The sequence below is a fragment of the Pseudomonas sp. SWRI68 genome (assembly GCF_014269165.1).
Lineage (GTDB): Bacteria > Pseudomonadota > Gammaproteobacteria > Pseudomonadales > Pseudomonadaceae > Aquipseudomonas > Aquipseudomonas capeferrum.
This window is the reverse complement of the sequence record NZ_JABWRU010000006.1, coordinates 251,451-274,061: the sequence shown is the minus strand read 5'-3', so window position 1 is coordinate 274,061 and position 22,611 is coordinate 251,451. Positions and strand designations below refer to the sequence as shown.

At 63.8% G+C, this 22,611-nt stretch carries 19 protein-coding genes; 9 read left to right on the top strand and 10 right to left on the bottom strand.

Going from position 1 to position 22,611, the window contains the following annotated elements:
• The first annotated feature begins 72 nt into the window (after positions 1-72).
• Together HU770_RS12235 and HU770_RS12230 are read left to right on the top strand one after the other, a co-directional pair.
• Positions 73-963: a LysR family transcriptional regulator gene (locus HU770_RS12235; RefSeq protein ID WP_186663732.1), complete on the top strand. Its 891-nt coding sequence runs from the start codon at positions 73-75 to the stop codon at positions 961-963.
• A 130-nt stretch (positions 964-1,093) separates the two neighbouring features.
• On the top strand, positions 1,094-2,488 hold the full coding sequence (locus HU770_RS12230; protein WP_033702261.1) for a VOC family protein: 1,395 nt from the start codon (positions 1,094-1,096) through the stop codon (positions 2,486-2,488).
• 3 nt (positions 2,489-2,491) lie between these two features.
• Here HU770_RS12230 and HU770_RS12225 read toward each other — a convergent pair whose 3' ends face one another.
• A complete protein-coding gene (locus tag HU770_RS12225) occupies positions 2,492-3,445 on the bottom strand; it encodes a LysR substrate-binding domain-containing protein (protein ID WP_186657520.1) in 954 nt (317 codons plus the stop codon).
• Positions 3,446-3,601: 156 nt separating this feature from the next.
• Here HU770_RS12225 and HU770_RS12220 point away from each other — a divergent pair, with 156 nt between their 5' ends.
• The gene (locus HU770_RS12220; RefSeq protein ID WP_186663731.1) at positions 3,602-4,990 is read left to right on the top strand and encodes a NorM family multidrug efflux MATE transporter; all 1,389 of its coding nucleotides are present in this window, start codon (positions 3,602-3,604) and stop codon (positions 4,988-4,990) included.
• 36 nt (positions 4,991-5,026) lie between these two features.
• On the opposite strand, the gene HU770_RS12215 is transcribed toward HU770_RS12220, so the two are convergent.
• Positions 5,027-6,691, bottom strand: coding sequence for a bifunctional diguanylate cyclase/phosphodiesterase (locus tag HU770_RS12215; protein ID WP_186657517.1), 1,665 nt, complete (start codon positions 6,689-6,691; stop codon positions 5,027-5,029).
• Between the two features lie 285 nt (positions 6,692-6,976).
• On the opposite strand from HU770_RS12215, the gene rep reads away from it, so the two are divergent.
• Positions 6,977-8,986, top strand: coding sequence for a DNA helicase Rep (rep, locus tag HU770_RS12210; protein WP_033702267.1), 2,010 nt, complete (start codon positions 6,977-6,979; stop codon positions 8,984-8,986).
• A 65-nt stretch (positions 8,987-9,051) separates the two neighbouring features.
• Positions 9,052-9,624 carry a xanthine phosphoribosyltransferase gene (locus tag HU770_RS12205; protein ID WP_033702269.1) on the top strand — a complete coding sequence of 191 codons (573 nt, stop codon included), beginning with the start codon at positions 9,052-9,054 and terminating at the stop codon, positions 9,622-9,624.
• Positions 9,625-9,718: 94 nt separating this feature from the next.
• Here HU770_RS12205 and HU770_RS12200 read toward each other — a convergent pair whose 3' ends face one another.
• The 5 genes from HU770_RS12200 to dadA all read right to left on the bottom strand — a co-directional run bounded on the left by HU770_RS12200 (position 9,719) and on the right by dadA (position 15,400).
• Complete coding sequence (locus tag HU770_RS12200) at positions 9,719-11,578, bottom strand: acetyl-CoA hydrolase/transferase family protein (RefSeq protein ID WP_186657514.1); 1,860 nt, start codon at positions 11,576-11,578, stop codon at positions 9,719-9,721.
• A 127-nt stretch (positions 11,579-11,705) separates the two neighbouring features.
• Complete coding sequence (locus HU770_RS12195; RefSeq protein ID WP_186663737.1) at positions 11,706-12,110, bottom strand: c-type cytochrome; 405 nt, start codon at positions 12,108-12,110, stop codon at positions 11,706-11,708.
• A gap of 154 nt (positions 12,111-12,264) precedes the next feature.
• Positions 12,265-12,813 carry a cupin domain-containing protein gene (locus HU770_RS12190; protein ID WP_033702273.1) on the bottom strand — a complete coding sequence of 183 codons (549 nt, stop codon included), beginning with the start codon at positions 12,811-12,813 and terminating at the stop codon, positions 12,265-12,267.
• Positions 12,814-12,936: 123 nt separating this feature from the next.
• A complete protein-coding gene (alr, locus tag HU770_RS12185; protein WP_186663730.1) occupies positions 12,937-14,010 on the bottom strand; it encodes an alanine racemase in 1,074 nt (357 codons plus the stop codon).
• An 88-nt stretch (positions 14,011-14,098) separates the two neighbouring features.
• A complete protein-coding gene (dadA, locus tag HU770_RS12180) occupies positions 14,099-15,400 on the bottom strand; it encodes a D-amino acid dehydrogenase (protein WP_033702277.1) in 1,302 nt (433 codons plus the stop codon).
• A 155-nt stretch (positions 15,401-15,555) separates the two neighbouring features.
• Here dadA and dadR point away from each other — a divergent pair, with 155 nt between their 5' ends.
• Positions 15,556-16,044: a transcriptional regulator DadR gene (gene dadR / locus HU770_RS12175; protein WP_003258963.1), complete on the top strand. Its 489-nt coding sequence runs from the start codon at positions 15,556-15,558 to the stop codon at positions 16,042-16,044.
• A 2-nt stretch (positions 16,045-16,046) separates the two neighbouring features.
• Here dadR and HU770_RS12170 read toward each other — a convergent pair whose 3' ends face one another.
• Positions 16,047-16,400, bottom strand: coding sequence for a YkgJ family cysteine cluster protein (locus HU770_RS12170; RefSeq protein ID WP_033702279.1), 354 nt, complete (start codon positions 16,398-16,400; stop codon positions 16,047-16,049).
• 161 nt (positions 16,401-16,561) lie between these two features.
• Here HU770_RS12170 and HU770_RS12165 point away from each other — a divergent pair, with 161 nt between their 5' ends.
• Positions 16,562-17,854 carry an FAD-binding oxidoreductase gene (locus HU770_RS12165; RefSeq protein WP_186663729.1) on the top strand — a complete coding sequence of 431 codons (1,293 nt, stop codon included), beginning with the start codon at positions 16,562-16,564 and terminating at the stop codon, positions 17,852-17,854.
• Positions 17,855-17,946: 92 nt separating this feature from the next.
• On the opposite strand, the gene HU770_RS12160 is transcribed toward HU770_RS12165, so the two are convergent.
• The gene (locus HU770_RS12160; RefSeq protein WP_033702284.1) at positions 17,947-18,177 is read right to left on the bottom strand and encodes a DUF1127 domain-containing protein; all 231 of its coding nucleotides are present in this window, start codon (positions 18,175-18,177) and stop codon (positions 17,947-17,949) included.
• A 178-nt stretch (positions 18,178-18,355) separates the two neighbouring features.
• Between HU770_RS12160 and HU770_RS12155 the strand changes: the two genes are divergently transcribed.
• Complete coding sequence (locus HU770_RS12155) at positions 18,356-19,786, top strand: aminotransferase class I/II-fold pyridoxal phosphate-dependent enzyme (protein WP_186655640.1); 1,431 nt, start codon at positions 18,356-18,358, stop codon at positions 19,784-19,786.
• 60 nt (positions 19,787-19,846) lie between these two features.
• On the top strand, positions 19,847-21,400 hold the full coding sequence (locus tag HU770_RS12150; protein WP_033702288.1) for a phospholipase D family protein: 1,554 nt from the start codon (positions 19,847-19,849) through the stop codon (positions 21,398-21,400).
• A 63-nt stretch (positions 21,401-21,463) separates the two neighbouring features.
• Here the strand turns inward: HU770_RS12150 and HU770_RS12145 are convergent, their stop codons facing one another.
• On the bottom strand, positions 21,464-22,603 hold the full coding sequence (locus HU770_RS12145; RefSeq protein WP_186663728.1) for an MFS transporter: 1,140 nt from the start codon (positions 22,601-22,603) through the stop codon (positions 21,464-21,466).
• Positions 22,604-22,611 lie beyond the last annotated feature (8 nt).

The window sequence follows — 22,611 nt, the reverse complement described above, 5'->3', positions numbered from 1 at the left end:
CACCAGTGCAACAAACGACCTTTATTCCGCATATCATTCCGTCAGGTAATGATTTGAGCCGCAGAGACCGCTATGTCCAAACGCCTGGTGCCCTCCATGACCGCCCTGCAGTGCTTTGAAGCCGCAGCCCGTCATTTAAGCTTCACCCGTGCCGCCGAAGAGCTGCACCTGACCCAGAGCGCGGTCAGCAAGCAGGTGGCGCAGCTCGAAGACATGCTGCGCCACCACCTGTTTCTGCGCATTCGCCGCCGCCTGCAACTGACGCCAGCCGGCAGCCTGTACCTGGCCGAGGTCAACAAGATCCTCACCCAGGTCGACATCTCCAGCCGCTACGTCCTGACCTATGGCGAGCAGACCGAGATATTGAAGGTAGCCACTCAACCGAGTTTTGGCGTGCGTTGGTTGATCCCCCACCTCAAGGGGTTTGGCAAACGCCACAGCAATATCCACCTGGACATCCGCAACGAGATGGAGCCGTTCGCCTTGCTGCAAGGCTCGGCGGACGTGGTGTTCTTCTATGGGCAGGGCACCTGGCCGGGGGCGACCTGCGTAGAGCTGTTCCGCGAAGAGGTGGTACCGGTATGCGCGCCGGAGCTTTTGGCCGGGCGGGCCCTGGCCGATGCGGGAGAGCTGGCCGAACTGGTGCTGCTGCAGAGCACATCGCGGCCGGAAGCGTGGCATGAGTGGTTTCTCGAACTGGGGCTGCACAGTGTCAGCAGCTACCACGGGCCGCGGTTCGATACCTTCTACATGGCCTTGAGCGCCGCGCAGGCGGGGTGTGGGGTGGCGTTGGTGCCGCAGTACCTAGTGGCCAAGGAATTGAATGAAGGGAGCCTGGTCATTCCGTGGAATCATGCGATGCGCAGTACTGGGGCGCATTACCTGGCGTATGCCGAGCATGCAGCGGAAGTGCCCAAGGTGCGGGCGTTGGTGGAGTGGGTGCGCGAGCAGTTGCAGCGTTGAGCGTGCCGGGGCCGCTTTGCGGCCCTTAGGTCGATCAAAAAAGGAATGACACACCCACTTTTTTTCGCTTGTGAGCCATGTGCATTCCCAGCTTTCATGTAAGCGTCCGAACCTAACCAGGAAGCTAGCGATGCCCGCCCACGATTTCGTCAGCCCAGACAGCATCCGCGCGCAGTTCTCTGCCGCCATGTCGCTCATGTACAAACAGGAAGTGCCGCTGTACGGCACGTTGCTGGAGCTGGTGAGCGAAATCAACCAGCAGGTCATGGCCCAGCAACCCAAAGTGGCCGAAGCGCTGCGCTGGACCGGCGAAATCGAACGCCTAGACCAGGAGCGCCACGGCGCCATCCGTGTCGGCACCGCCGAAGAGCTGGCCACCATCGCCAAACTGTTCGCAGTGATGGGCATGGAGCCCGTCGGCTACTACGACCTCAGCTCGGCGGGCGTACCGGTGCACTCCACGGCATTTCGCGCCGTGCACGAGCAATCGCTGCATGTCAGCCCGTTCCGTGTGTTCACCTCGCTGCTGCGCCTGGAACTGATCGACAACCCACAGCTGCGTGAGCTGGCGCAGGGCATCCTGGCCAAACGCGAGATCTTCACCCCGCGCGTGCTTGAACTGATCGAGCAGTGCGAACGTGACGGCGGCCTGAGCGCGGCCGACGCCGAAGCCTTCGTACAGGAAGCGTTGCACACCTTCCGCTGGCACCACGACGCCACGGTAACCGCCGAGCAGTACCAGCAACTGCACGACCAGCACCGTTTGATCGCCGATGTAGTTGCCTTCAAAGGCCCGCACATCAACCACCTCACCCCGCGCACCCTGGACATCGACGCGATCCAGGTCGGCATGCCGGCCAAGGGCATCCCGCCAAAAGCCGTGGTCGAAGGCCCGCCCACCCGTCGTCACCCGATCCTGCTGCGCCAGACCAGCTTCAAGGCACTGCAGGAGAAGGTCGCCTTCTGTGACCAGCAAGGCAGCGAGGGCAGCCACACCGCACGTTTCGGCGAGATCGAACAGCGCGGTGCGGCGCTGACGCCGAAGGGCCGCCAGCTTTACGACAAGTTGCTTGATGCCACGCGCGCGGCCTTGGGCGGTGCCCCCGCCGAAGCCAATGCCGAGCGTTACAAGGCACTGTTGAGCCAGACCTTCGCGGAATTCCCGGATGACCTGGCGCAGATGCGCGAGCAAGGCCTGGCGTACTTCCGTTACTTTGCCACCGAAAAAGGCCTGGCCGCACGCGATCAGCGCGAGCGCCCGACCACCCTGCAGGGGCTGATCGAGGCAGGGCATGTGCACTACGAGGCGCTGGTGTATGAAGACTTCCTGCCGGTGAGCGCGGCAGGGATCTTCCAGTCCAACCTGGGCGATGATGCGCAGGCAGACTACGGCAGCAACGCTAACCGTGAGGCCTTCGAGGCCGCACTGGGGCTGAAGGTGCAGGATGAACTGGCCTTGTATGCGCAAAGCGAGCGCCGCTCGTTGCAGGCCTGTGCGCAGGCGTTGAACCTGGGCTCGATGTAAGGCTCAGGGGTGCATTGGGTCGCGCTGCGGCCCAATCGCCGGCAGGATTTCCACCTTCGGCAGGTCCATGGCCGCCACCTCGTCGTGCAGAAACGCGCTCAACCGCCGCAGCCGCTCGCCGCCCGGCCGGGTACGCGGCCACACCAGGTAATAGTCCATGCCGCTGGGTACCGCCGTCGGCCAGGGCAGGCTCAGGCGCCTCTGCGCCACATCCTCGGCCACCATCAGCAAATCGCCCATGGATATCCCATAGCCACGCGCCGCCGCGATCATGCCCAACTCCAGGGTGTCGAACACCTGGCCGCCCTTGAGCGAGACCTTGTCGCCAAGCCCCATGCGCTGCAGCCACTCTCGCCAGTCGCGCTTGTCCACCGTCGGGTGCAACAACTCGAAGCAGGCCAGCCGATGCTCGTCCCACGGTGCGTCGTCGAGCAGGTCCGGGGCGCCCACTGGGATCAGCAGTTCGGGAAACAACCGGCGCACCTCCCAATGAGCCGGGAACACGCCATCGCTGAGCAACACTGCGCAATCGAAAGGCTCCTGGTTGAAATCGACATGGTCGACGTCCATCCAGGCACTGGTCAGTTGCACTTCATTACCCGGCTGCAGGTGACGAAAGCGGCTCAGGCGCGCCAGCAACCAGCGCATGGTCAGGGTAGAGGGCGCTTTCATGCGCAGGATGTCATCTTCACCGCGCAAGGTATCGCACGCCCGCTCCAGCGCAGTGAAGCCTTCGCGCACGCCGGGCAGCAATAGCCTTGCCGCTTCGGTCAGTTGCAGGCTGCGGCCGCTGCGCACGAACAAGCGGCAGGCGAAGTGCTGCTCAAGGGTGCGTATATGGCGGCTGACAGCACTCTGGGTAATGGACAGCTCTTCGCCGGCGCGGGTGAAGGAGCTCAGCCGGGCAGCGGCTTCGAATGCGCGCAAGGCATACAACGGAGGGAGCTGACGAGACATGAGGCACCTGCCATACGGGGCTGTGAAACCGATCGACCGCAGCATATACCCATGAGTCAGACTCATGCCAATGATCGCTTTTATCCTTTTGTGCAAAGTTGACCAAAGCCTCAGACTCGCCCCTTGCTCACAGAATCAGGAAGAAGGACTACTCACATGCATGTAGCGCCCACCACCGAACTCAAGGCTTTGCTGCGCCTGGCCGGGCCGCTGATCGCCTCGCAGTTGGCGCACATGCTGATGGTGCTGACCGACACCCTGATGATGGCCCGCATCAGCCCACAAGCACTGGCCGGCGGTGGCCTGGGCGCTGCCAGCTACTCGTTCGTGTCGATTTTCTGCCTGGGCGTGATCGCCGCCGTCGGCACGCTGGTGGCCATCCGCAAGGGCGCCAACGACATCGAAGGCGTCACCCGCCTGGCCCAGAACGGCTTGTGGCTGGCCTGGGGCCTGGCGCTGGTCGCGGCGCTGGCGCTGTGGAACCTGGAGCCGGTATTGCTGATGTTCGGCCAGCAGCCGGACAACGTCGCCTCGGCAGCCGAGTTTCTCACCCTGCTGCCGCTGGCCCTGCCCAGCTACCTGACCTTCATGGCCTTGCGCGGGTTCACCAGCGCCCTCGGCCGCTCGACGCCGGTGATGGTCATCAGCGTGATTGGCACGGTGCTCAACTACCTGCTCAACGTCGCGATGATCGAAGGCATGTTCGGCCTGCCCAAGCTGGGCCTGATGGGCATCGGCCTGGTCACTGCGGTGGTGTCGATGGGCATGGCCATTGCCCTGGCACTGTACATCCGCTGGCATTCGGCCTATGCCGCCTACCCGCTGCGCAAGGGCCTGTCGCGCCCTTCGCTGCCGGCCCTGCGCGAGTTGTGGCGGTTGGGCCTGCCGATTGGCGGCACGTACATGGTCGAGGTCGGCCTGTTTGCCTTTGCCGCGCTGTGCATGGGCGTGCTCGGCAGCACGGAACTGGCGGCGCATCAGATCGCGCTGCAGATCGTTTCGACGGCGTTCATGGTGCCGACCGGGCTGTCCTATGCCGTGACCATGCGCGTGGGCTTGTACTACGGCGGCGGCAACCTGCTCGCCGCCCGCAGCGCAGGCCGGGTGGGCATCGGTTTCGGCGGGATGATCATGTTCGCCTTCGCCGCGCTGTTCTGGCTGTTGCCGGATGCCTTGGTGGGGTTGTTCATCGACCGAAACGACCCGGCGTTCGCGGCCATCTACCACTTGGCCGTGCAACTGGTGATGGTGGCGGCGTGGTTCGAACTGTTCGATGGCATGCAGACCATCGCCATGGGCTCGATCCGTGGTTTGAAGGATGCCAAGACCACCTTCCTGATCGGGCTGTGCTGCTATTGGCTAGTGGGTGCACCCAGCGCCTGGCTGTTCGCCTTCAACCTGGGTGGCGGCGCGGTCGGGATCTGGTGGGGGCTGGCGCTGGGGCTGGCCTGCGCGGCAGTGGCGCTGACCTTTGGCTTTGAATGGCGGATGAAGCGGTTGCTGCGCAAGGCCGGGGCTGGCAGCCAGGCAGCGGTGTCGGCCTGAATGCCCGGGGGGGGCGCGTTGCCCTCCCCGGCTATTTCACACGCTGACCAGGTGCGGCTTGCCACCTTCCTGCAAAAACGCCATCAACTCCCCTACCGGCAGCGGCTTGCTGACCAGAAACCCCTGCACCTGGTCACAGCCGAACTCACGCAGCAAGGCCATCTGTGCCTCGCTCTCGACCCCCTCGGCCACCACCTCAAGGTTGAGGTTGTGCGCCAGGTTGATCATCGCGTGCACCAGCTTGCGGTTCTCTTCGCGCATTTCCATTTCGGCAACAAAGCTGCGATCGACCTTGAGCAACGCGATCGGCAGGCTGTTCAGGTGCACGAACGATGAGAACCCCGTGCCGAAATCATCCAGGGAAAAACGCACGCCCAGGCGCCCCAGGGCATCCATGGTCTGGCGTACCAGCTCGTTGCGACGCATGACCGCCGTCTCGGTCAGCTCGAACTCCAGCCAGCGGGCATCGACCCCGTGTTCGATGATCAACCGGCTCAGGGTCGTCAGTAGCTGGCTGTCCTGAAACTGGCGAAAGCTCAGGTTCACTGCCATGTGCAACGGCGCCAGGCCATGCTCGCACAGCGCCTGCATGTCACGCAGCGCGCGCGATATCACCCAGTAGCCCAGCGGCACGATCAGCCCGCTCTGCTCGGCCAGCGGCACGAACTCGCTGGGCGGCAACAGGCCGCGTTCGGCATGGCGCCAGCGCACCAACGCCTCCAGGCCGACAATACGCCCATCGGCCAGGTTCAGCCGTGGCTGGTAGTGCAGCTCCAGCTCGTCACGGCGCAGGGCCCGGCGCAGCTCGCTTTCCAGGTCGGCAAGGCTGCGGGCGTTGCAGTTGATGCGTTCATTGAAGACATGAAAGGTACAGCCTTGGCTGCCCTTGGCCTGGCGCATGGCGATATGCGCATGCCACATCAGGGGGTCGGCACCGCTCTGCGCGCGGGCATGCGCCAGGCCCAGGCTGCAGCCGAGCAGCAGGCTTTCGCCGTCGATCCAGTAGGGCTCGGCCAAGGCCTCGATGATGCGTTCGGCCATCCACTCGGCCCGGTTCGGGTCACGGCGGGTATCGATCAGCAGGGCGAATTCGTCGCTGCCCAGTCGCGCCACCAGGTCACCGGCTTCCAGTTGCTGCTTGAGCCGCAGCACCACCTGCAGGATAAGGCGGTCGCCGCTCTGGTGGCCGAGGGCGTCGTTGACGTGGCGGAAGTTGTCCAGGTCGAGGTGGCCGAGGGCCAGGCCACGGCCATCACCTTCTGCCAGGCGCGCCGTCAGCAAGGCCTGAAACCCCTGGCGGTTGGCGATGCCGGTCAGTGGGTCCTGCTCGGCCAGGCGTTGCAAGGTGGCCACCAGCACGCCGCGCTCGCGCACATGGCGCAGCGAGCGGCGCAAGGTATCAGCATTGAGATGGTCGCGCACCAGCCAGTCGCTGACCCCGCCGGGCGCCACCTCCGGCTCGTGATCGAGCAGCACGATGGTGGGCAGTTCGCAGCGCCCAGGGGCAGGCTGCAGGGCCGGTGTGGCCAGGACCACGGCCTGGCGGTCATGGCTGAACAGGCTGTCGACCGACTCCCAGTCAGGTGCGGTCAACAACACTGCGCTGCCGCCAAGGGCCTGCAGGCACTCACGCAACAGCACGGCCCATTCCGGCTCATCAGCCAACAGCAGCAAACGCAGAGGTTCGACAGGCGTGGACAAGCGGGCTCCTTAGGGCTTGGACGGGGCAGCGGCAGAGGCCAGGTATGCTACTGCATTAATGAAAATGATTTCCATTTTTAGACACGTACACCCCGACGCATTTTGTCGTGCATCCTGCGCGAAACCAGCCCAACCGGCAAATACGATTTTTTCAATGAATAGCATGAGCCTGACTAATGCTTATGCGCAGACAAAAGTCTGACTCAGACGTCAGACGGTCGCGCCATAACCGGCCCATGCCTGTTAGAATGCGCGGCTATTTTCTGGCGACCCCCGGTTTCTAGCATGTCCCGACTCAATCCCCGGCAACAGGAAGCCCGAGACTACGTTGGCGGCCCTCTTTTGGTGCTCGCCGGTGCAGGTTCCGGCAAGACCAGCGTGATCACGCGCAAGATTGCCCACCTCATCCAGAACTGCGGCATCCGTGCCCAGTACATCGTGGCGATGACCTTCACCAACAAGGCCGCGCGCGAGATGAAAGAGCGGGTCGCCACCCTGCTGCGGCCGGGGGAAGGCCGCGGCCTGACCGTGTGCACCTTCCACAACCTGGGCTTGAACATCATCCGCAAGGAGCATGAGCGCCTGGGCTACAAGCCTGGTTTTTCGATCTTCGACGAGTCCGACATCAAGGCACTGCTGTCGGACATCATGCAGAAAGAGTATTCCGGCGACGACGGCATCGACGAGATCAAGAACATGATCGGTGCCTGGAAGAACGACTTGATCCTCCCCCCCGAGGCCCTGGAAAAGGCTCGCAACCCGCGCGAGCAGACCGCCGCCATCGTCTATACCCACTACCAGCGCACGCTCAAGGCGTTCAACGCGGTGGACTTCGACGACCTGATCCTGCAGCCGGTCAAGCTGTTCCAGGAACACCCCGAGGTGCTGGAGCGCTGGCAGAACCGCGTGCGCTACCTGCTGGTCGACGAATACCAGGACACCAACGCCAGCCAGTACCTGCTGGTGAAAATGCTGATCGGCATGCGCAACCAGTTCACCGTGGTCGGCGACGACGACCAGTCGATCTACGCCTGGCGCGGTGCGCGGCCCGAGAACCTGATGCTGCTCAAGGAGGACTACCCCTCCCTTAAAATCGTCATGCTGGAGCAGAACTACCGCTCCACCAGCCGCATCCTGCGCTGCGCCAACGTGCTGATCGCCAACAACCCGCACGCGTTCGAAAAGCAGCTGTGGAGCGAGATGGGCGTGGGCGACGAGATCCGTGTGATCCGTTGCAAGAACGAGGAAGCCGAGGCCGAGCGGGTGGCCATGGAAATCCTCACCCTGCACCTGCGCACCAACCGCCCGTACAGCGACTTCGCCATCCTCTACCGCGGCAACTACCAGGCCAAGCTGATCGAACTCAAGCTGCAGCACCACCAGGTGCCGTATCGCCTGTCCGGCGGCAACAGCTTCTTCGGCCGCCAGGAGGTCAAGGACCTCATGGCCTACCTGCGCCTGCTGGTGAACCCCGACGACGACAACGCCTACCTGCGGGTCATCAACGTGCCGCGACGGGAAATCGGCTCCACGACCCTGGAAAAGCTCGGTAACTATTCGACCGAACGCGGTATCTCGATGTACGCCGCCAGCGAGGAGATGGGCCTGGGCGAGCACCTGGACGCCCGTTACACCGAGCGCCTGCAGCGCTTCAAGCATTGGCTGGACGGTGTGCGCCACAAGGTGGCGCTGGACGACCCGATCGCCGCGCTGCACGAAATGATCCGCGACATCGACTACGAGAACTGGATCCGCCAGCAAACCGCCAGCGACAAGGCGGCGGAGTTCCGTATCAGCAACGTCTGGTTCCTGGTCGAAGCGCTGAAAAACACCCTCGAGAAGGACGAAGAGGGTGACATGACCATCGAGGACGCCATCGGCAAGCTGGTGCTGCGCGACATGCTCGAGCGCCAGCAGGAAGAGGAAGAAAACGCCGAAGGCGTGCAGATGATGACCCTGCATGCCTCCAAGGGGCTGGAATTCCCTTACGTGTTCATCATGGGCATGGAAGAAGAGATCCTCCCGCACCGCTCCAGCATCGAAGCCGACACCATCGAAGAAGAACGCCGCCTGGCCTACGTGGGCATCACCCGCGCGCGCCAGACCCTGGCCTTCACCTTTGCGGCCAAGCGCAAGCAGTACGGCGAGATCATCGACTGCACACCGAGCCGGTTCCTCGACGAACTGCCGCCGGACGACCTGGCCTGGGAAGGCCTGGACGATGCGCCAGTCGAAGTCAAAGCTGCGCGTGGCAACAACGCACTGGCCGATATTCGGGCGATGCTCAAACGCTGATCAACCCTTACTCTTTAACCGTTGCCGCTGTTGCGGCCACCTTTGCTACATCGAGGAAAACCACAGTGGAAGCACTGCATCAGAAGATTCGCGAAGAAGGCATCGTGCTTTCCGATCAGGTTCTCAAAGTCGACGCGTTTCTCAACCACCAGATCGACCCTGCACTGATGCAGCTGATCGGTGACGAGTTCGCCCGCCTGTTCGCCGACGCCGGCGTGACCAAGATCGTCACCATCGAAGCCTCGGGCATTGCCCCGGCAGTGATGACGGGCCTGAAGCTGGGCGTGCCGGTGATCTTTGCGCGCAAGCACCAGTCGCTGACCCTGACCGAGAACCTGCTGACTGCCTCGGTGTACTCCTTCACCAAGCAGACCGAGAACACCGTGGCCATCTCGCCGCGTCATCTCAACAGCAGCGACCGCGTGCTGGTGATCGATGACTTCCTGGCCAACGGCAAGGCGTCGCAGGCACTGATCTCGATTATCAAGCAAGCTGGCGCCACGGTGGCCGGGCTGGGTATCGTCATCGAGAAGTCGTTCCAGGGCGGCCGTGCCGAGCTGGACAGCCAGGGCTACCGCGTTGAATCGCTGGCGCGGGTGAAGTCGCTGGCAGGTGGTGTGGTCAGCTTCATCGAGTGATCGCCGTTGGGGCCGCTCCTATAGGTGAAGCAGATCGCGCGAGCCTGCAGGAGCGGCCTTGCGTCGCAAAAGGGCCGCTCTGCGGCCCCGACAATTATCGGGTCGCCGCCAAACCCGCCAGCAATAACCGCTGATAGATTTCTTCCTTCAGCCCTTGGGGATCCCCCAACCCCATGCGCGCCAACTGCGCCGCATACCCCTCCGGCCCCGGCGCATCAAGCGCTGCCTTGCCCAGCCCCAGTACCTCGCTCAACCTGAACTTGCTCTTCAGCCAGTTCAACGCCCGCAGCAAGTCACGCTCTTCGGCCGTGAAATCGGTGCCCAGCGGATACTCCGGAAACAGCCCTGCATGGCGCGCCCGGATGGCCTCAAGGCGCTCTGGCGTGTTGTCGGTAAAGCGTGCTTCCAGCTGGAAATCCCTGGCCAACTTGCCGGCCTTCTTGGCCTGTTCGATCAGCTCGCCCTGGAACCTCGAATCACTGACCGCCAACAACCGCGCAATCACTTCACTGTCGGTCTGCCCGCGCAGGTCGGCGATGCCGTACTCGGTCACCACGATATCGCGCAGGTGCCTGGGGATGGTGCAGTGGCCGTAGGCCCAGAGCAGGTTCGAGCTGACCTCGCCCGCCGCCTCGCGCCAGCTACGTAACAGCAGTATCGATCGCCCGCCCTCCAGCGCGTGGCCTTGGGCGACGAAGTTGTACTGCCCGCCCACGCCGCTGAGCACACGGCCATCCTCCAGCTGGTCGGCCACCCCCGCGCCCAGCAGGGTCATGGTGAATACCGTATTGATGAACCGCGCATCCCGGCGCTGGCGGCGCTTCAGTTCTTCCTGGCCATACAGCTCATTGATGAAGCTGATACGCGTCATGGCAAACCGTGCGCGCTGCTCCAGCGGCATGTCCCGCAAGCGTTGGTAGAACGCCCGTGGGCCGAGGAAAAAACCGCCATGCACCAGTACGCCCTGCTCGTCTGCCGGGCGCCGCACCACGCCCGCCTCAGCCAGCGCCAGCAGGCCGTTGACGAACATTTCACTGCATCCGTAGAGGCCTTGGGCGAAGGCATCCAGCCCCCCTTCCCGCTGGATCAGGGTTTGCCAAGGGGCAACATCCAGTTCATCCATCAATGCCCGATAGCCCGCATTGTCGCCCTGGCGCGCTAACAGCGCAGCGGCCACGGCATCGCCCATGGCGCCGATGCCTATCTGCAAGGTGCCGCCATCACGCACCAGGGTGCTGGCGTGCAGGCCGATGCAATGGTCCTGGGTGGTGACCGGCATGTTCGGCGTGGAGAACAGCCGGCGTTGCTCCACCTCATCGATCAGCAGGTCGAATGCGTCGATGCTCAGCTCCGAGTCACCCGGCATGTAGGGCAGCTCGGCATGCACCTGGCCAAGCATGAGAATGGTTTCACCGGCCGCGCGGCGCTTGGCGATCATCGGCAGCAGGTCGAGGGTGATGTCGGGGTTACAGGCCAAGCTCAGGTGCACGGGCTTTTCTGGCGTGGCGGCCACCAGCTGGGCAATCAGGTTAAGGCCCTTGGCGTTGATATCGCGGGCGGCGTGGCTGTAGTTGCTGCTGACGTAGTCCTGCTGGGCGCTCTCGCTGTGCAGCAGGCTGCCGGGCTGCATGAAGAACTGCTCGACGCGGATGTTCGGCGGCAGTTGGTCGTTGCGCAAGTCGGCGAGGTAGGTGAGGTCTTCGTAATCGGCGAACACACGCTCGATGAAGGGCTCGAGGAAGCGCCGCTGCAAGCCGTCGCCCAAGGGTGGACGGCCAAGGGACAAGGCGGTGTAGATCGTCAGCTGGCGCTCGGGCAGTTCGCGCACTCGGGCGTACAGCGCATTGACGAAGGCGTTGGGTTTGCCAAGGCCCAGCGGCAGGCCCATGTGAATGTGGGCCGGCAGGCGCGACAGCGCCTGGTCGACTGCCTGATCGATGGAGCAGAGGTGCATCTTGGCCTCCTGAGTCTTCCATGGGGTCAGGGGTTGGACATGGGGTTCAGCGGGTTGGTTGCCGGCACTGGCTGCACATATACAAAGCCCGCCATCAAAGGCGGGCCTCATGCAATTGAGCGGCTGCTTACAACCCCGACATCTTCTTGATCGCACCCATCAGGTCATCATCCGAGCAATCGGCACAGGTGCCCTTCGGCGGCATGGCATTGATACCGGTAATGGCCTTGGCCAGGATGCCATCCAGGCCGCCCTGGTGGTCGGCACGTTCCTTCCACGCGGCGGTATCGCCGATTTTCGGTGCGCCCAGCAAGCCGGTGCCATGGCAGGCATTGCAGTGCTTGGCGATGATGTCGTCCGGCGTCTTGGCAGCGCCGCCATCCGCCGCAGCGGCCACCTCCATGCCCTTGCACTCCTGGCCCTGGACGCACACCTGGCCCACCGGCTCTAGGCGCTTGGCGATGTCGTCATTGGTTGCAGCGGTTGCGCTCATTGCCCAGAGGGCGAATACGGCTGCTGGTACGGCCAGCATCTTCTTGATTTGGTTCACGCGTACACCCTCATGGTGGCTAATCACGCTCGCGGCCACGGATCGGCGAGCGTTGAAAAGTATAGCGGGAACCCAGAGGCCGTGAAACGACCCCACACAGGAAAGGGGTATTGCCGAAACAATGCACTGCGCTGGATCAAAAGTTTGAAGGCGTTGCGGCGCTGATCAACCGGGCAGGTTCCTTGAAGGGGTTGCGAAAGCGGTGCGGGCGGGTACTTTCGAAGTAGTAGCTGTCGCCCTCTTCGAGGATGAAAATCTCGTTGCCGACCACCAGCTCAAGCCGCCCTTCAAGCAGGATGCCGGTCTCTTCACCGTCGTGGGTAAGCATCTCGGCGCCGGTGTCGGCACCCGGTGGGTAGACCTCGGTGAGAAACGCAATGGCGCGGTTGGGGTGCGACTTGCCCACCAGCTTCATGGTCACCGCACCGTCCGAGATGTCGATCAGCTCATGGGCCTTGTAGACGACCTGCGTAGGGCTCTCGGCGGCCAGTTCGACCGAAAAGAACTCGACCATGGACATCGGAATGCCGCTCAGCACCTTGCGCAGCGAACTGATCGAAGGGCTGACGCTGTTTTTCTCGATCATCGAGATGGTGCTGTTGGTGACACCCGCGCGCTTGGCGAGCTCACGTTGTGACAGGCCCTTGAGCTTGCGGATGGCTTGCAGTCGTTCGCCGACGTCCAAAGCTGGAGCCTCCTGAAACGGGTAGAGAGGGGGGTGAATGTGAACGATATCATGGCAATGCCGTTCAGTATTTACAACACACCACCCTGCAACCTGTCCGCTTCAGCGTCTTATTCGTCGCACCTACTCACCACAGTAGTCCCTCGGCACCCGCTTGAGGTTGCAGAAGATCTGGTACGGAATGGTGCCGGCATGGGCAGCCACCTCGCTGGCCAGCACCTGCTTGCCCCACAGCTCCACCGGGCTGCCCACGGTAGCCTCGGGCACATCGGTCAGGTCGATGCACAGCATGTCCATCGACACCCGGCCAATCAGCTGGCTGCGCTTGCCCGCGACCATCACCGGGGTGCCATTGGGCGCCTGGCGTGGGTAGCCATCGGCATAGCCCATGGCGACCACGCCGACGCGGGTCGGCCGCGTGCCGATGAACTTGGCGCCGTAGCCCACCGGCTCGCCGGCCGGCAGCTCGCGCACGCTGATGACCCGCGATTGCAGGGTCATCACCGGTTGCAGGCGCTCAGCCTCGGCCTGGGCGACTTCGAAGGGGGTGGCGCCATACAGCATGAGGCCCGGGCGCACCCAGTCGCCACCCGCCTGTGGCCACGCCAGCACCCCGGGCGAGTTGCGCAAGCTGCACTCGGCAGCCAGCCCCTGGCGCGCGGCCTCGAACACCGCGATCTGCTCGGCGGTGGCGTCGGCGTCCAGTTCGTCGGCACGGGCGAAATGGCTCATCAATACGATGCGCAGGACGCTGCCAGTAGCCAGCAGCCGCTGATACGCCTCGTGATAATCCTTGGGGTGCAAGCCGACGCGGTGCATGCCGCTGTCGAGCTTCAGCCAGACGGTCAGCGGCTTGTGCACCTGGGTCTTTTCGATTGCTTCAAGCTGCCACAGCGAATGCACCACGCACCACAGGTCGTGCTCGGCGATCAGGGCCAGTTCGCTGGCCTCGAAGAAGCCTTCGAGCAACAGCACTGGCGCCTTGATGCCAGCTGCGCGCAGCTCCAGCGCTTCTTCGATGCAGGCCACGGCAAAGCCATCGGCTTCGGCCTCCAGTGCCAGGGCGCAACGCACCGCGCCGTGGCCGTAGGCATCGGCCTTGATCACAGCAAGGGCTTTGGCGCCGGTCAGTTCACGGGCAAGGCGGTAGTTGTGGCGCAGGGCCTGGAGGTCGATCAGGGCGCGGGCGGGACGCATGGCGGCATGCCTTATGGTGGTTCAGTTTAATAACGGTGTTTGCCTCTTCGCAGGTAACCCCGCGAAGAGGCCAGCGCAGGCCTTCAAATCATTGATGCACGGGCGCGGTCTGGCCTTGCTTGGTGGCTTCCCGGCTGTTGCCATAACGGGAAATATCCAGGCCTTCGGCACTGATCTGCGGCTTCTTGCGCGCAATCAGGTCTGCCAGCAGGCGACCCGAACCGCACGCCATGGTCCAGCCCAAGGTCCCGTGACCGGTGTTCAGGAACAGGTTACGGAACGCAGTGGCACCCACGATCGGTGTACCGTCCGGGGTCGCCGGGCGCAGGCCGGTCCAGAAACTGGCTTGGCTCAGGTCACCGCCGCGAGGATAAAGGTCGTTGACGATCATCTCCAGCGTTTCGCGTCGACGCGGGTTCAGCGACAGGTCAAAACCGGCGATCTCAGCCATGCCGCCGACGCGGATGCGGTTGTCGAAACGGGTGATGGCGACCTTGTAGGTTTCATCGAGAATGGTCGAGGTCGGCGCCATGTCGGCGTTGGTGATCGGCACCGTCAGCGAGTAACCCTTGAGCGGGTAAACCGGCGCCTTGATACCCAGCGGCTTGAGCATCTGCGGCGAATAGCTGCCCAGGGCCAGCACGTAGCGGTCGGCGGTTTCCAGCTTGCCATCGATCCAAACGCCATTGATGCGGTCGCCGGCGAAGTCCAGGCGTTGGATGTCCTGGCCGAAGCGGAACTCCACACCCAGCTTCAGCGCCATGTCGGCAAGCTTGGTGGTGAACAGTTGGCAGTCGCCGGTCTGGTCGTTAGGCAGGCGCAGGGCACCGGCCAGAATGTCTTTTACCCCGGCCAGGGCCGGTTCGACGCGGGCGATGCCATCGCGGTCGAGCAGTTCATAAGGCACACCGGACTGCTCGAGCACGGCGATGTCTTTGGCGGCGGCATCGACCTGCGCCTGGGTGCGGAACAACTGGGTGGTGCCCAGGGTGCGGGCTTCATAAGCGATGCCGGTTTCGGCACGCAGCTCGTCGAGGCAATCACGGCTGTACTCGGACAGACGCACCATCCGTTCCTTGTTCACCGCATAACGGCTGGCGGTGCAGTTGCGCAGCATCTGTGCCATCCACAGGTACTGGTCAACGTCGCCGGTCAGCTTGATGGCCAGGGGCGCGTGGCGTTCGAGCAACCACTTGATGGCCTTGAGCGGTACACCCGGGGCGGCCCAGGGCGAGGCATAGCCGGGCGAGATCTGGCCTGCGTTGGCGAAGCTGGTTTCCATGGCTACCGCCGGCTGGCGGTCGACCACCGTCACTTCGTAACCTTGCCGGGCCAGATAATAGGCACTGGCGGTTCCGATCACACCGCTACCAAGTACCAGAACTCGCATTGTTGATCCCTCGCACGCGGCGCACCGCTGTCTTTTGTTGAAATGGCATGGATGCGCGCAGTATAAAAATTACAGACCAGTGCAATTCACTATATAAAAGCCTATATTTGGCGAGAATTCTCGGCAATATTGCCTTTCACGGAGGGGCATCCCCTATGAGAACCCAGCACCAGAGCAAGCGTGAACTGGACAAGATCGACCGCAACATACTGCGGATCCTGCAGAATGACGGGCGTATTTCCTTCACCGAACTGGGCGAGAAAGTTGGGCTTTCCACCACCCCTTGCACCGAGCGCGTCCGCCGCCTGGAACGCGAGGGCATCATCATGGGCTACAACGCCCGGCTCAATCCGCAGCACCTGAAGGGCAGCTTGCTGGTGTTCGTCGAAATCAGCCTGGACTACAAGTCTGGCGACACCTTCGAGGAGTTTCGGCGTGCGGTGCTCAAGCTGCCCCATGTGCTGGAGTGCCACCTGGTTTCGGGCGATTTCGACTACCTGGTAAAGGCGCGTATTTCGGAGATGGCGTCGTACCGCAAGCTGCTGGGCGACATCCTGCTGAAGCTGCCGCACGTGCGCGAGTCGAAGAGCTACATCGTGATGGAAGAGGTGAAGGAGAGCCTCTGCCTGCCGATTCCGGACTGACGCTAGACCAGCACCTGGCGGGTGGTGGCAATGAATTGATGAACGAGCTGCTCGGCCTCGGGCTCGATCATCTGCTCCGGGCCACGGCCGCGCGGGCAGGCCATGCGTGGGGTGGTGCCGAACAGGCGGCAGATCATCGGGCGCTCTTCATACACTGTGCAACCGTTGGGGCCCAAGTGCACGCAGTCCAGGTGCTGCAGCGCAGCGGCTTGCTCGGCCTCGGTCTTGCGCGGCAGGCGGGCCATTTCTTCGGCCGAGGTGGTGACCGGGCCGCAGCAGTCGTGGCAGCCGGGCTCGCACTCGAAAGAAGGGATGAGTTCGCGCAGGAAGTGGATCTTGTGGCGGTTGCAGGACATGGCGGGTACAGAGCAAGAAGGTGGGGTGAATTATAGGCCCATTGCACCGGCCCTGTGGGCGCAGCTTTAACCGCGAACGCGGACGCGGCTCTCGCCTTGTTGCCCACCTTCCGACCCCGGCTTATCCTCCCTCCTCTGCCCAAAAGCCCAGGACCTGCCCCATGATCCATAGCGCGCAGCACGCCGCTTCCTATTACGCCGCCAGCAGCGCGCCACACGCCGATCATGCCTTCCTGCAAGGCGAGCACAGCGCCGACGTGTGCATCATTGGCGGTGGCTATTCAGGCCTTAACACCGCGATCGAACTGGCTGAACGTGGCCTCTCGGTGATTTTGCTGGAAGCCCGCAAGCTCGGCTGGGGCGCCAGCGGGCGCAACGGCGGGCAATTGATCCGCGGTGTCGGCCATGGCCTGGAGCAGTTCCTCCCGGTGATCGGCGAGGAAGGCGTGCGCAGCATGAAGCTGATGGGCCTGGAGGCCGTGGAGATCGTCCGCGAGCGGGTCGAGCGCTACAACATCGCCTGCGACCTGACCTGGGGCTACTGCGACCTGGCCAACAAACCTGGCGAGCTGCAAGGCTTTGCCGAAGAGGCCGAAGCATTGCGCAGCCTGGGGTATCGCCACGCGCTGCGTCTGGTGGCGAAAGACGATATTCACAGCGTGGTCGGCTCCGACCGCTATGTGGGCGGCCTGATCGACATGGGCTCGGGCCACCTGCACCCGCTCAACCTGGCCCTCGGCGAAGCGGCCGTGGCCAGCCGCCTTGGCGTGCGGCTGTTCGAGCAGTCAGAGGTCACGCGCATCGAGTACGGCCCCGAAGTCAAGGTACACACCGCTCAAGGCCGGGTCCGTGCCAAGACGTTGGTACTGTGCTGCAACGCCTACCACAACGGCCTCAATCGCGAGCTGGGCGGCAAGGTGCTGCCCGCCGGCAGCTACATCATCGCCACCGAGCCCCTGGGCGACGCGCGTGCCCGCGCGCTGCTGCCGCAGAACATGGCCGTGTGCGACCAGCGCGTGGCGCTGGATTACTACCGGCTGTCTGCCGACCAGCGGCTGCTGTTCGGCGGTGCCTGCCACTATTCCGGCCGCGACCCGCAAGACATTGCCGCCTACATGCGGCCAAAGATGCTCAAGGTATTCCCGCAATTGGCCGATGTGCGCATCGAGTTCCAATGGGGCGGCATGATTGGCATCGGGGCCAACCGCCTGCCACAGATCGGGCGTTTGGCCAGCCAGCCGAACGTCTACTACGCCCAGGCCTATTCCGGCCATGGGCTCAACGCCACCCACCTGGCCGGGCGCCTGCTTGGCGAGGCCATCAGCGGCCAGCAGAGCGGGCGCTTCGACCTGTTCGCCAAGGTGCCGCACATCACCTTCCCGGGCGGCAAGCACCTGCGCTCGCCACTGCTGGCATTGGGGATGCTCTGGCACCGGCTCAAGGAATGGGTTTAGGTGATGTGAGGCGGAGCATGCCTTGAGGGTGATGGTGGCGCTCGATTTCCGCCCCACCATCACCCTCAAGCCATGCACTTCGTAGCCCTCAATCAATCCCTCCAAAATGGCTTACGCCCCTCTTCTCGGGCCTGCTCCCAGCTCAGCCCGACATCGCGCAATTCATCATCGGTCAGTTGCAACAAGGCCCTGCGGGTGTGCCAGCGGTGCAGCATCAGCCCCCAACGGCTCAGGCCTGCCGGCGCATTGAAGACCTTGGCGTGCTGCCCGGTTTCCAGCTCCTTGGCCATCAGTTGCAAGCGCACATCGCTCATGCCACCCATCGCTGCGTTCTCCCGATCAGTTGATACCGTGAAGCAAGCATGCGCGTCGGCACTGATGACAATACAGATCCAATAGCGGCTTATTATTCCCATACAGAATTGGCGAATCGACGGGTGAATGCTGTATTTTCAGCGCAACTGTACTGGTCGCTGCAGCTCAGCGGCACTGGAGTATGCCGTGACGCTTTACCTCAACCTCGCCGAGTTGCTCGGCGCCCGTATCGAACAGGGCCTGTATCGCCCCGGCCAGCGCCTGCCCTCGGTGCGTGCCCTGAGCGTGGAGCACGGGGTCAGCCTGAGCACCGTGCAACAGGCCTACCGCATGCTCGAAGACAGCGGCATGGTCTCGCCGCGGCCCAAATCCGGCTATTTCGTCAGCGAAGGCCGCCACCTCCCTGCCCTGCCCGCCGTCAGCCGCCCGGCCCAGCGCCCCGTGGACATCTCCCAGTGGGAGCAGGTGCTGGAACTGGTCCGCAGCACTCCACGCCAGGATGTGATGCAGCTGGGGCGCGGCATGCCCGACATCAACAGCCCGACCCTCAAGCCGCTGCTGCGCAGCCTCGCCCAGCTGAGCCGGCGCCAGGACATGCCCGGCCTCTACTACGACAACATCCATGGCAACCTGGCCCTGCGCGAGCAGATCGCCCGCCTGACGCTGGACTCCGGCTGCCGCCTGAGCCCGGCGGACCTGGTGGTGACCACCGGCTGCCATGAGGCGCTGTCCTGCAGCATTCGCGCCGTGTGCGAGCCAGGCGACATCGTTGCGGTCGACTCGCCCAGCTTTCATGGCGCCATGCAAACCCTCAAGGGCCTGGGCATGAAGGCACTGGAGATCCCCACCGACCCGGTCACCGGCATCAGCCTCGAAGCACTGGAGCTGGCCCTGGAGCAGTGGCCGATCAAGCTCATCCAGATCACCCCGAGCTGCAACAACCCACTGGGTTACATCATGCCCGAGGCACGCAAGAAGGCCTTGCTCAGCCTGGCCCAGCGCTATGACGTGGCCATTCTCGAAGACGATGTGTACGGCGACCTGGCCTACACCTACCCGCGCCCGCGCACCCTCAAGTCGTTCGACGAGGACGGTCGTGTATTGCTGTGCAGTTCGTTCTCCAAGACCTTAGCACCCGGCCTGCGCATCGGCTGGGTAGCGCCGGGGCGTTACCTGGAGCGGGTGCTGCACATGAAGTACATCAGCACCGGCAGCACCGCCAGCCAGCCCCAGCTGGCCATCGCCGACTTCATCAAAGCCGGCCATTACCAGCCTCACGTGCGGCGCATGCGCAGCCAGTACCAACGCAGCCGCGACCTGATGAGCGACTGGGTGACCCGTTACTTCCCGCCGGGCACGCGTGTCAGCCGGCCCCAGGGTGGCTTCATGCTGTGGGTCGAACTGCCTGAACATTTCGACACGCTGCGGCTGAACCGCGCTTTACTGGAGCAAGGTGTACAGATCGCGGTCGGCAGCATTTTCTCGGCCTCGGGCAAGTTCCGTCACTGCTTGCGCATGAACTTCGCGGCCCTGCCTACGCCGTCAATCGAGGCCGCCGTGCGCAAAGTGGGTGAAACCGCCCTTCGTCTACTGGATCAGGACGACGCCTGCGCGTAACTTTGCGCCGCCCACCATGGTCCAACCCCTTAGGCCTTTGCTGTACAGGACACGCTTACCTTGAGATTGCAGCGAGCTCTGCCGCTTCTGCTGACGCTATTGTGCGGCCTCGCAGGCTGCGCAAGCGTCGACATCCCCCGCGAAGTCAGCCAGGCGCTGCCGGCCAAAGACTCAGCCTTCGGCCGCTCGGTGCTGCGCCAGGCTGCGCCCTACGAGGGCCGTTCGGGCTTTCGTTTGCTGCCCAACAGCAACGAGGCATTTCGCGCGCGCGCCGAGCTGATCCGCAACGCCCAGGCCAGCATCGACCTGCAGTACTACATCGTTCATGACGGCCTCAGCACCCGTGCGCTGGTCCATGAACTGCTGCGTGCAGCCGACCGCGGCGTGCGCGTGCGCATTCTGCTCGACGACACCACCAGCGACGGCCTGGACACCATCATGGGTACCCTCGACGCCCACCCGAACATCCAGATTCGCGTCTTCAACCCGTTGCACCTGGGGCGTAGCACCGGGGTGACGCGCGCGGTAGGCCGCTTGTTCAACCTGTCGCGCCAGCACCGGCGCATGCACAACAAGCTGTTCCTGGTGGACAACAGCATGGCCATCGTCGGCGGGCGCAACCTGGGCGACGAATACTTCGATGCCGAACCCAACCTCAACTTCACCGACATCGACCTGCTGGGCGTGGGCCCGGTGGCCGAACAACTTGGCCACAGTTTCGACCAGTACTGGAACAGCGCCCTGAGCCGCCCCATCGGCGATTTCCTCTGGCGCCAGCCCGATGCCCACGACCTGCACGCCAGCCGCCATCGCCTGGAGGTTTCCCTGGCCGAGGCGCGTACGCGACGCAAGGCCTTGTATGACCGCTTGATGGCCTACCAGTCGCAGCCGCGCCTGGATGTGTGGCGCAACGAGTTGATCTGGGCGCACAGCCAGGCCCTGTGGGATGCGCCGAGCAAGGTCCTGGCCAATGACGAGCCAGACCCGCAACTGTTGCTGACCCAGCAACTGGCCCCCGACCTGAACAACGTTCGCCACGAGCTGATCCTGGTGTCGGCGTATTTCGTGCCCGGTGAATCGGGCTTGCTGTACCTGACCCACAACGCCGATGCCGGCATCTCGGTCAAACTGCTGACCAACTCGCTGGAAGCGACCGACGTACCTGCGGTGCACGGCGGCTATGCGCCGTATCGCCGGGCGCTGCTCGAACATGGCGTGAAGCTGTATGAATTACGCCGCCAGCCGGGTGACCCGAGTGCCGGGCGGTTGAGCTTCCATGGCGGTTCGGATTCGAGCCTGCACAGCAAGGCGATCGTGTTCGACCGGCGCAAGACCTTCATCGGTTCGTTCAACTTCGACCCGCGATCGGTGCTGTGGAATACCGAAGTCGGTGTGCTGGTGGACAGCCCGGAACTGGCCGAATACACGCGCGCGCTGGCGGTGCAGGGTATGGCCCCGGCGCTGAGCTATCAGCCGCAGTTGCGGGGCGACAAACTGGTGTGGGTGACTGAAGAAGACGGCAAGCAGCGGATACTGACGTCCGAGCCTGGCGGGATGTGGCGACGGTTCAACGCCTGGGTCAGCAAGGCCGTCGGCCTTGAAAAGATGCTGTGATCGCAGCCCTATAGGGTGCCGCCCGACCGGTCGGAAAGGGCCGCAAAGCGGCCCCATGTATGCTCAAGCCGAAGCCGGCTCGAAAGCCCCCCGCCGCCGAATCAACACCACCAACCCCGCCGCCCCCACAGCCATCAGCAACGGCAACGCATGCCCGCTGATCCACTGGCTCCCGGCCCCCGCCAAGAGCGGCCCAAGCAGGCAACCAATGCCCCACAACTGCGCCACGTGGGCATTGGCCCGCACCAGCGCATCATCCCGATAGCGCTCGCCGATCAACACCAGCGACAAGGTGAACAGGCCACCGGCACTGGCCCCGAACAGCACCCACAGCGGCCAGATCACCGGCGTGTGCAGCAACAGCGGTATCGCCAGGCTTGAGCACAGCAAGGTCACCGCACAACCGCTGAACAAGGTGCGCCGCGACATGCGGTCGGCCAATGCGCCGATGGGCAATTGCAGCACCGCATCGCCTACCACCACGGTGCTCACCATGAACAGTGCAATCTCGGTAGTGAACCCTTGCTGCAGGCAGTAGACCGGCAGCAAGGTCAGGATCATTGCCTCGAACGAAGCGAACAGGGCAATCGCCCAGGCGATCACCGGCAGGCGCCGGCAGAAGGCGAACAGGTCGCGGAAAGTGACGCTGTACGCTTCGGTGGTCGGCGCCCCGCCGCGCCCCAACAGCACCAGCGGTGCCAGCAACAGCAAGCCGGTCGCGGCCCAGAAACCGAAATCGTCGTCCGAGCCGAGAAAGCCCAGCACCAATGGCCCGGCCAGTTGGCTCAAGGCATAGCTGCTGCCATACAGCGCCACCAGCCGGCCCCGCCATCGCTCGACCACCAGCTGGTTGATCCAGCTTTCGCCAAGGATGAACACCACGGTCAGGCACATGCCGATCAACAGGCGCAGAGCCAGCCAGAGCGGGTAGCTGGGCAGCAGCGCCAGCAGGCCGATCGACAGCGCACCGCCCCACAGGCACAGGCGCATCGCCGAGGGCACGCCGACCCAACCGGCCAGGCGGCTGGCCAGGCTGGCGCCCAACAATACGCCCAAGGCAGGCATCGCGGCCATGACGCCGATGGCGAAACTGCCGTAGCCCCACCCTTCCAGGCGCAGGGACACCAGCGGCATGCTCACGCCGAGCGCCAGGCCGACACTGAGTACGGATGCCAGTACGGCGAAGTAGGTGCCCCAGCGCATGTGTTCTT

What these genes read in the sequence shown, in the direction of transcription:
- HU770_RS12235 (WP_186663732.1), top strand. Translation starts at nt 73, where the DNA reads ATGTCCAAACGCCTGGTGCCCTCCATGACCGCCCTGCAGTGCTTTGAA.
- HU770_RS12230 (WP_033702261.1), top strand. Translation starts at nt 1,094, where the DNA reads ATGCCCGCCCACGATTTCGTCAGCCCAGACAGCATCCGCGCGCAGTTC.
- HU770_RS12225 (WP_186657520.1), bottom strand. Translation starts at nt 3,445, where the DNA reads ATGTCTCGTCAGCTCCCTCCGTTGTATGCCTTGCGCGCATTCGAAGCC.
- HU770_RS12220 (WP_186663731.1), top strand. Translation starts at nt 3,602, where the DNA reads ATGCATGTAGCGCCCACCACCGAACTCAAGGCTTTGCTGCGCCTGGCC.
- rep (WP_033702267.1), top strand. Translation starts at nt 6,977, where the DNA reads ATGTCCCGACTCAATCCCCGGCAACAGGAAGCCCGAGACTACGTTGGC.
- HU770_RS12200 (WP_186657514.1), bottom strand. Translation starts at nt 11,578, where the DNA reads ATGCACCTCTGCTCCATCGATCAGGCAGTCGACCAGGCGCTGTCGCGC.
- HU770_RS12195 (WP_186663737.1), bottom strand. Translation starts at nt 12,110, where the DNA reads ATGCTGGCCGTACCAGCAGCCGTATTCGCCCTCTGGGCAATGAGCGCA.
- alr (WP_186663730.1), bottom strand. Translation starts at nt 14,010, where the DNA reads ATGCGTCCCGCCCGCGCCCTGATCGACCTCCAGGCCCTGCGCCACAAC.
- dadA (WP_033702277.1), bottom strand. Translation starts at nt 15,400, where the DNA reads ATGCGAGTTCTGGTACTTGGTAGCGGTGTGATCGGAACCGCCAGTGCC.
- dadR (WP_003258963.1), top strand. Translation starts at nt 15,556, where the DNA reads ATGAGAACCCAGCACCAGAGCAAGCGTGAACTGGACAAGATCGACCGC.
- HU770_RS12170 (WP_033702279.1), bottom strand. Translation starts at nt 16,400, where the DNA reads ATGTCCTGCAACCGCCACAAGATCCACTTCCTGCGCGAACTCATCCCT.
- HU770_RS12165 (WP_186663729.1), top strand. Translation starts at nt 16,562, where the DNA reads ATGATCCATAGCGCGCAGCACGCCGCTTCCTATTACGCCGCCAGCAGC.
- HU770_RS12160 (WP_033702284.1), bottom strand. Translation starts at nt 18,177, where the DNA reads ATGGGTGGCATGAGCGATGTGCGCTTGCAACTGATGGCCAAGGAGCTG.
- HU770_RS12145 (WP_186663728.1), bottom strand. Translation starts at nt 22,603, where the DNA reads ATGCGCTGGGGCACCTACTTCGCCGTACTGGCATCCGTACTCAGTGTC.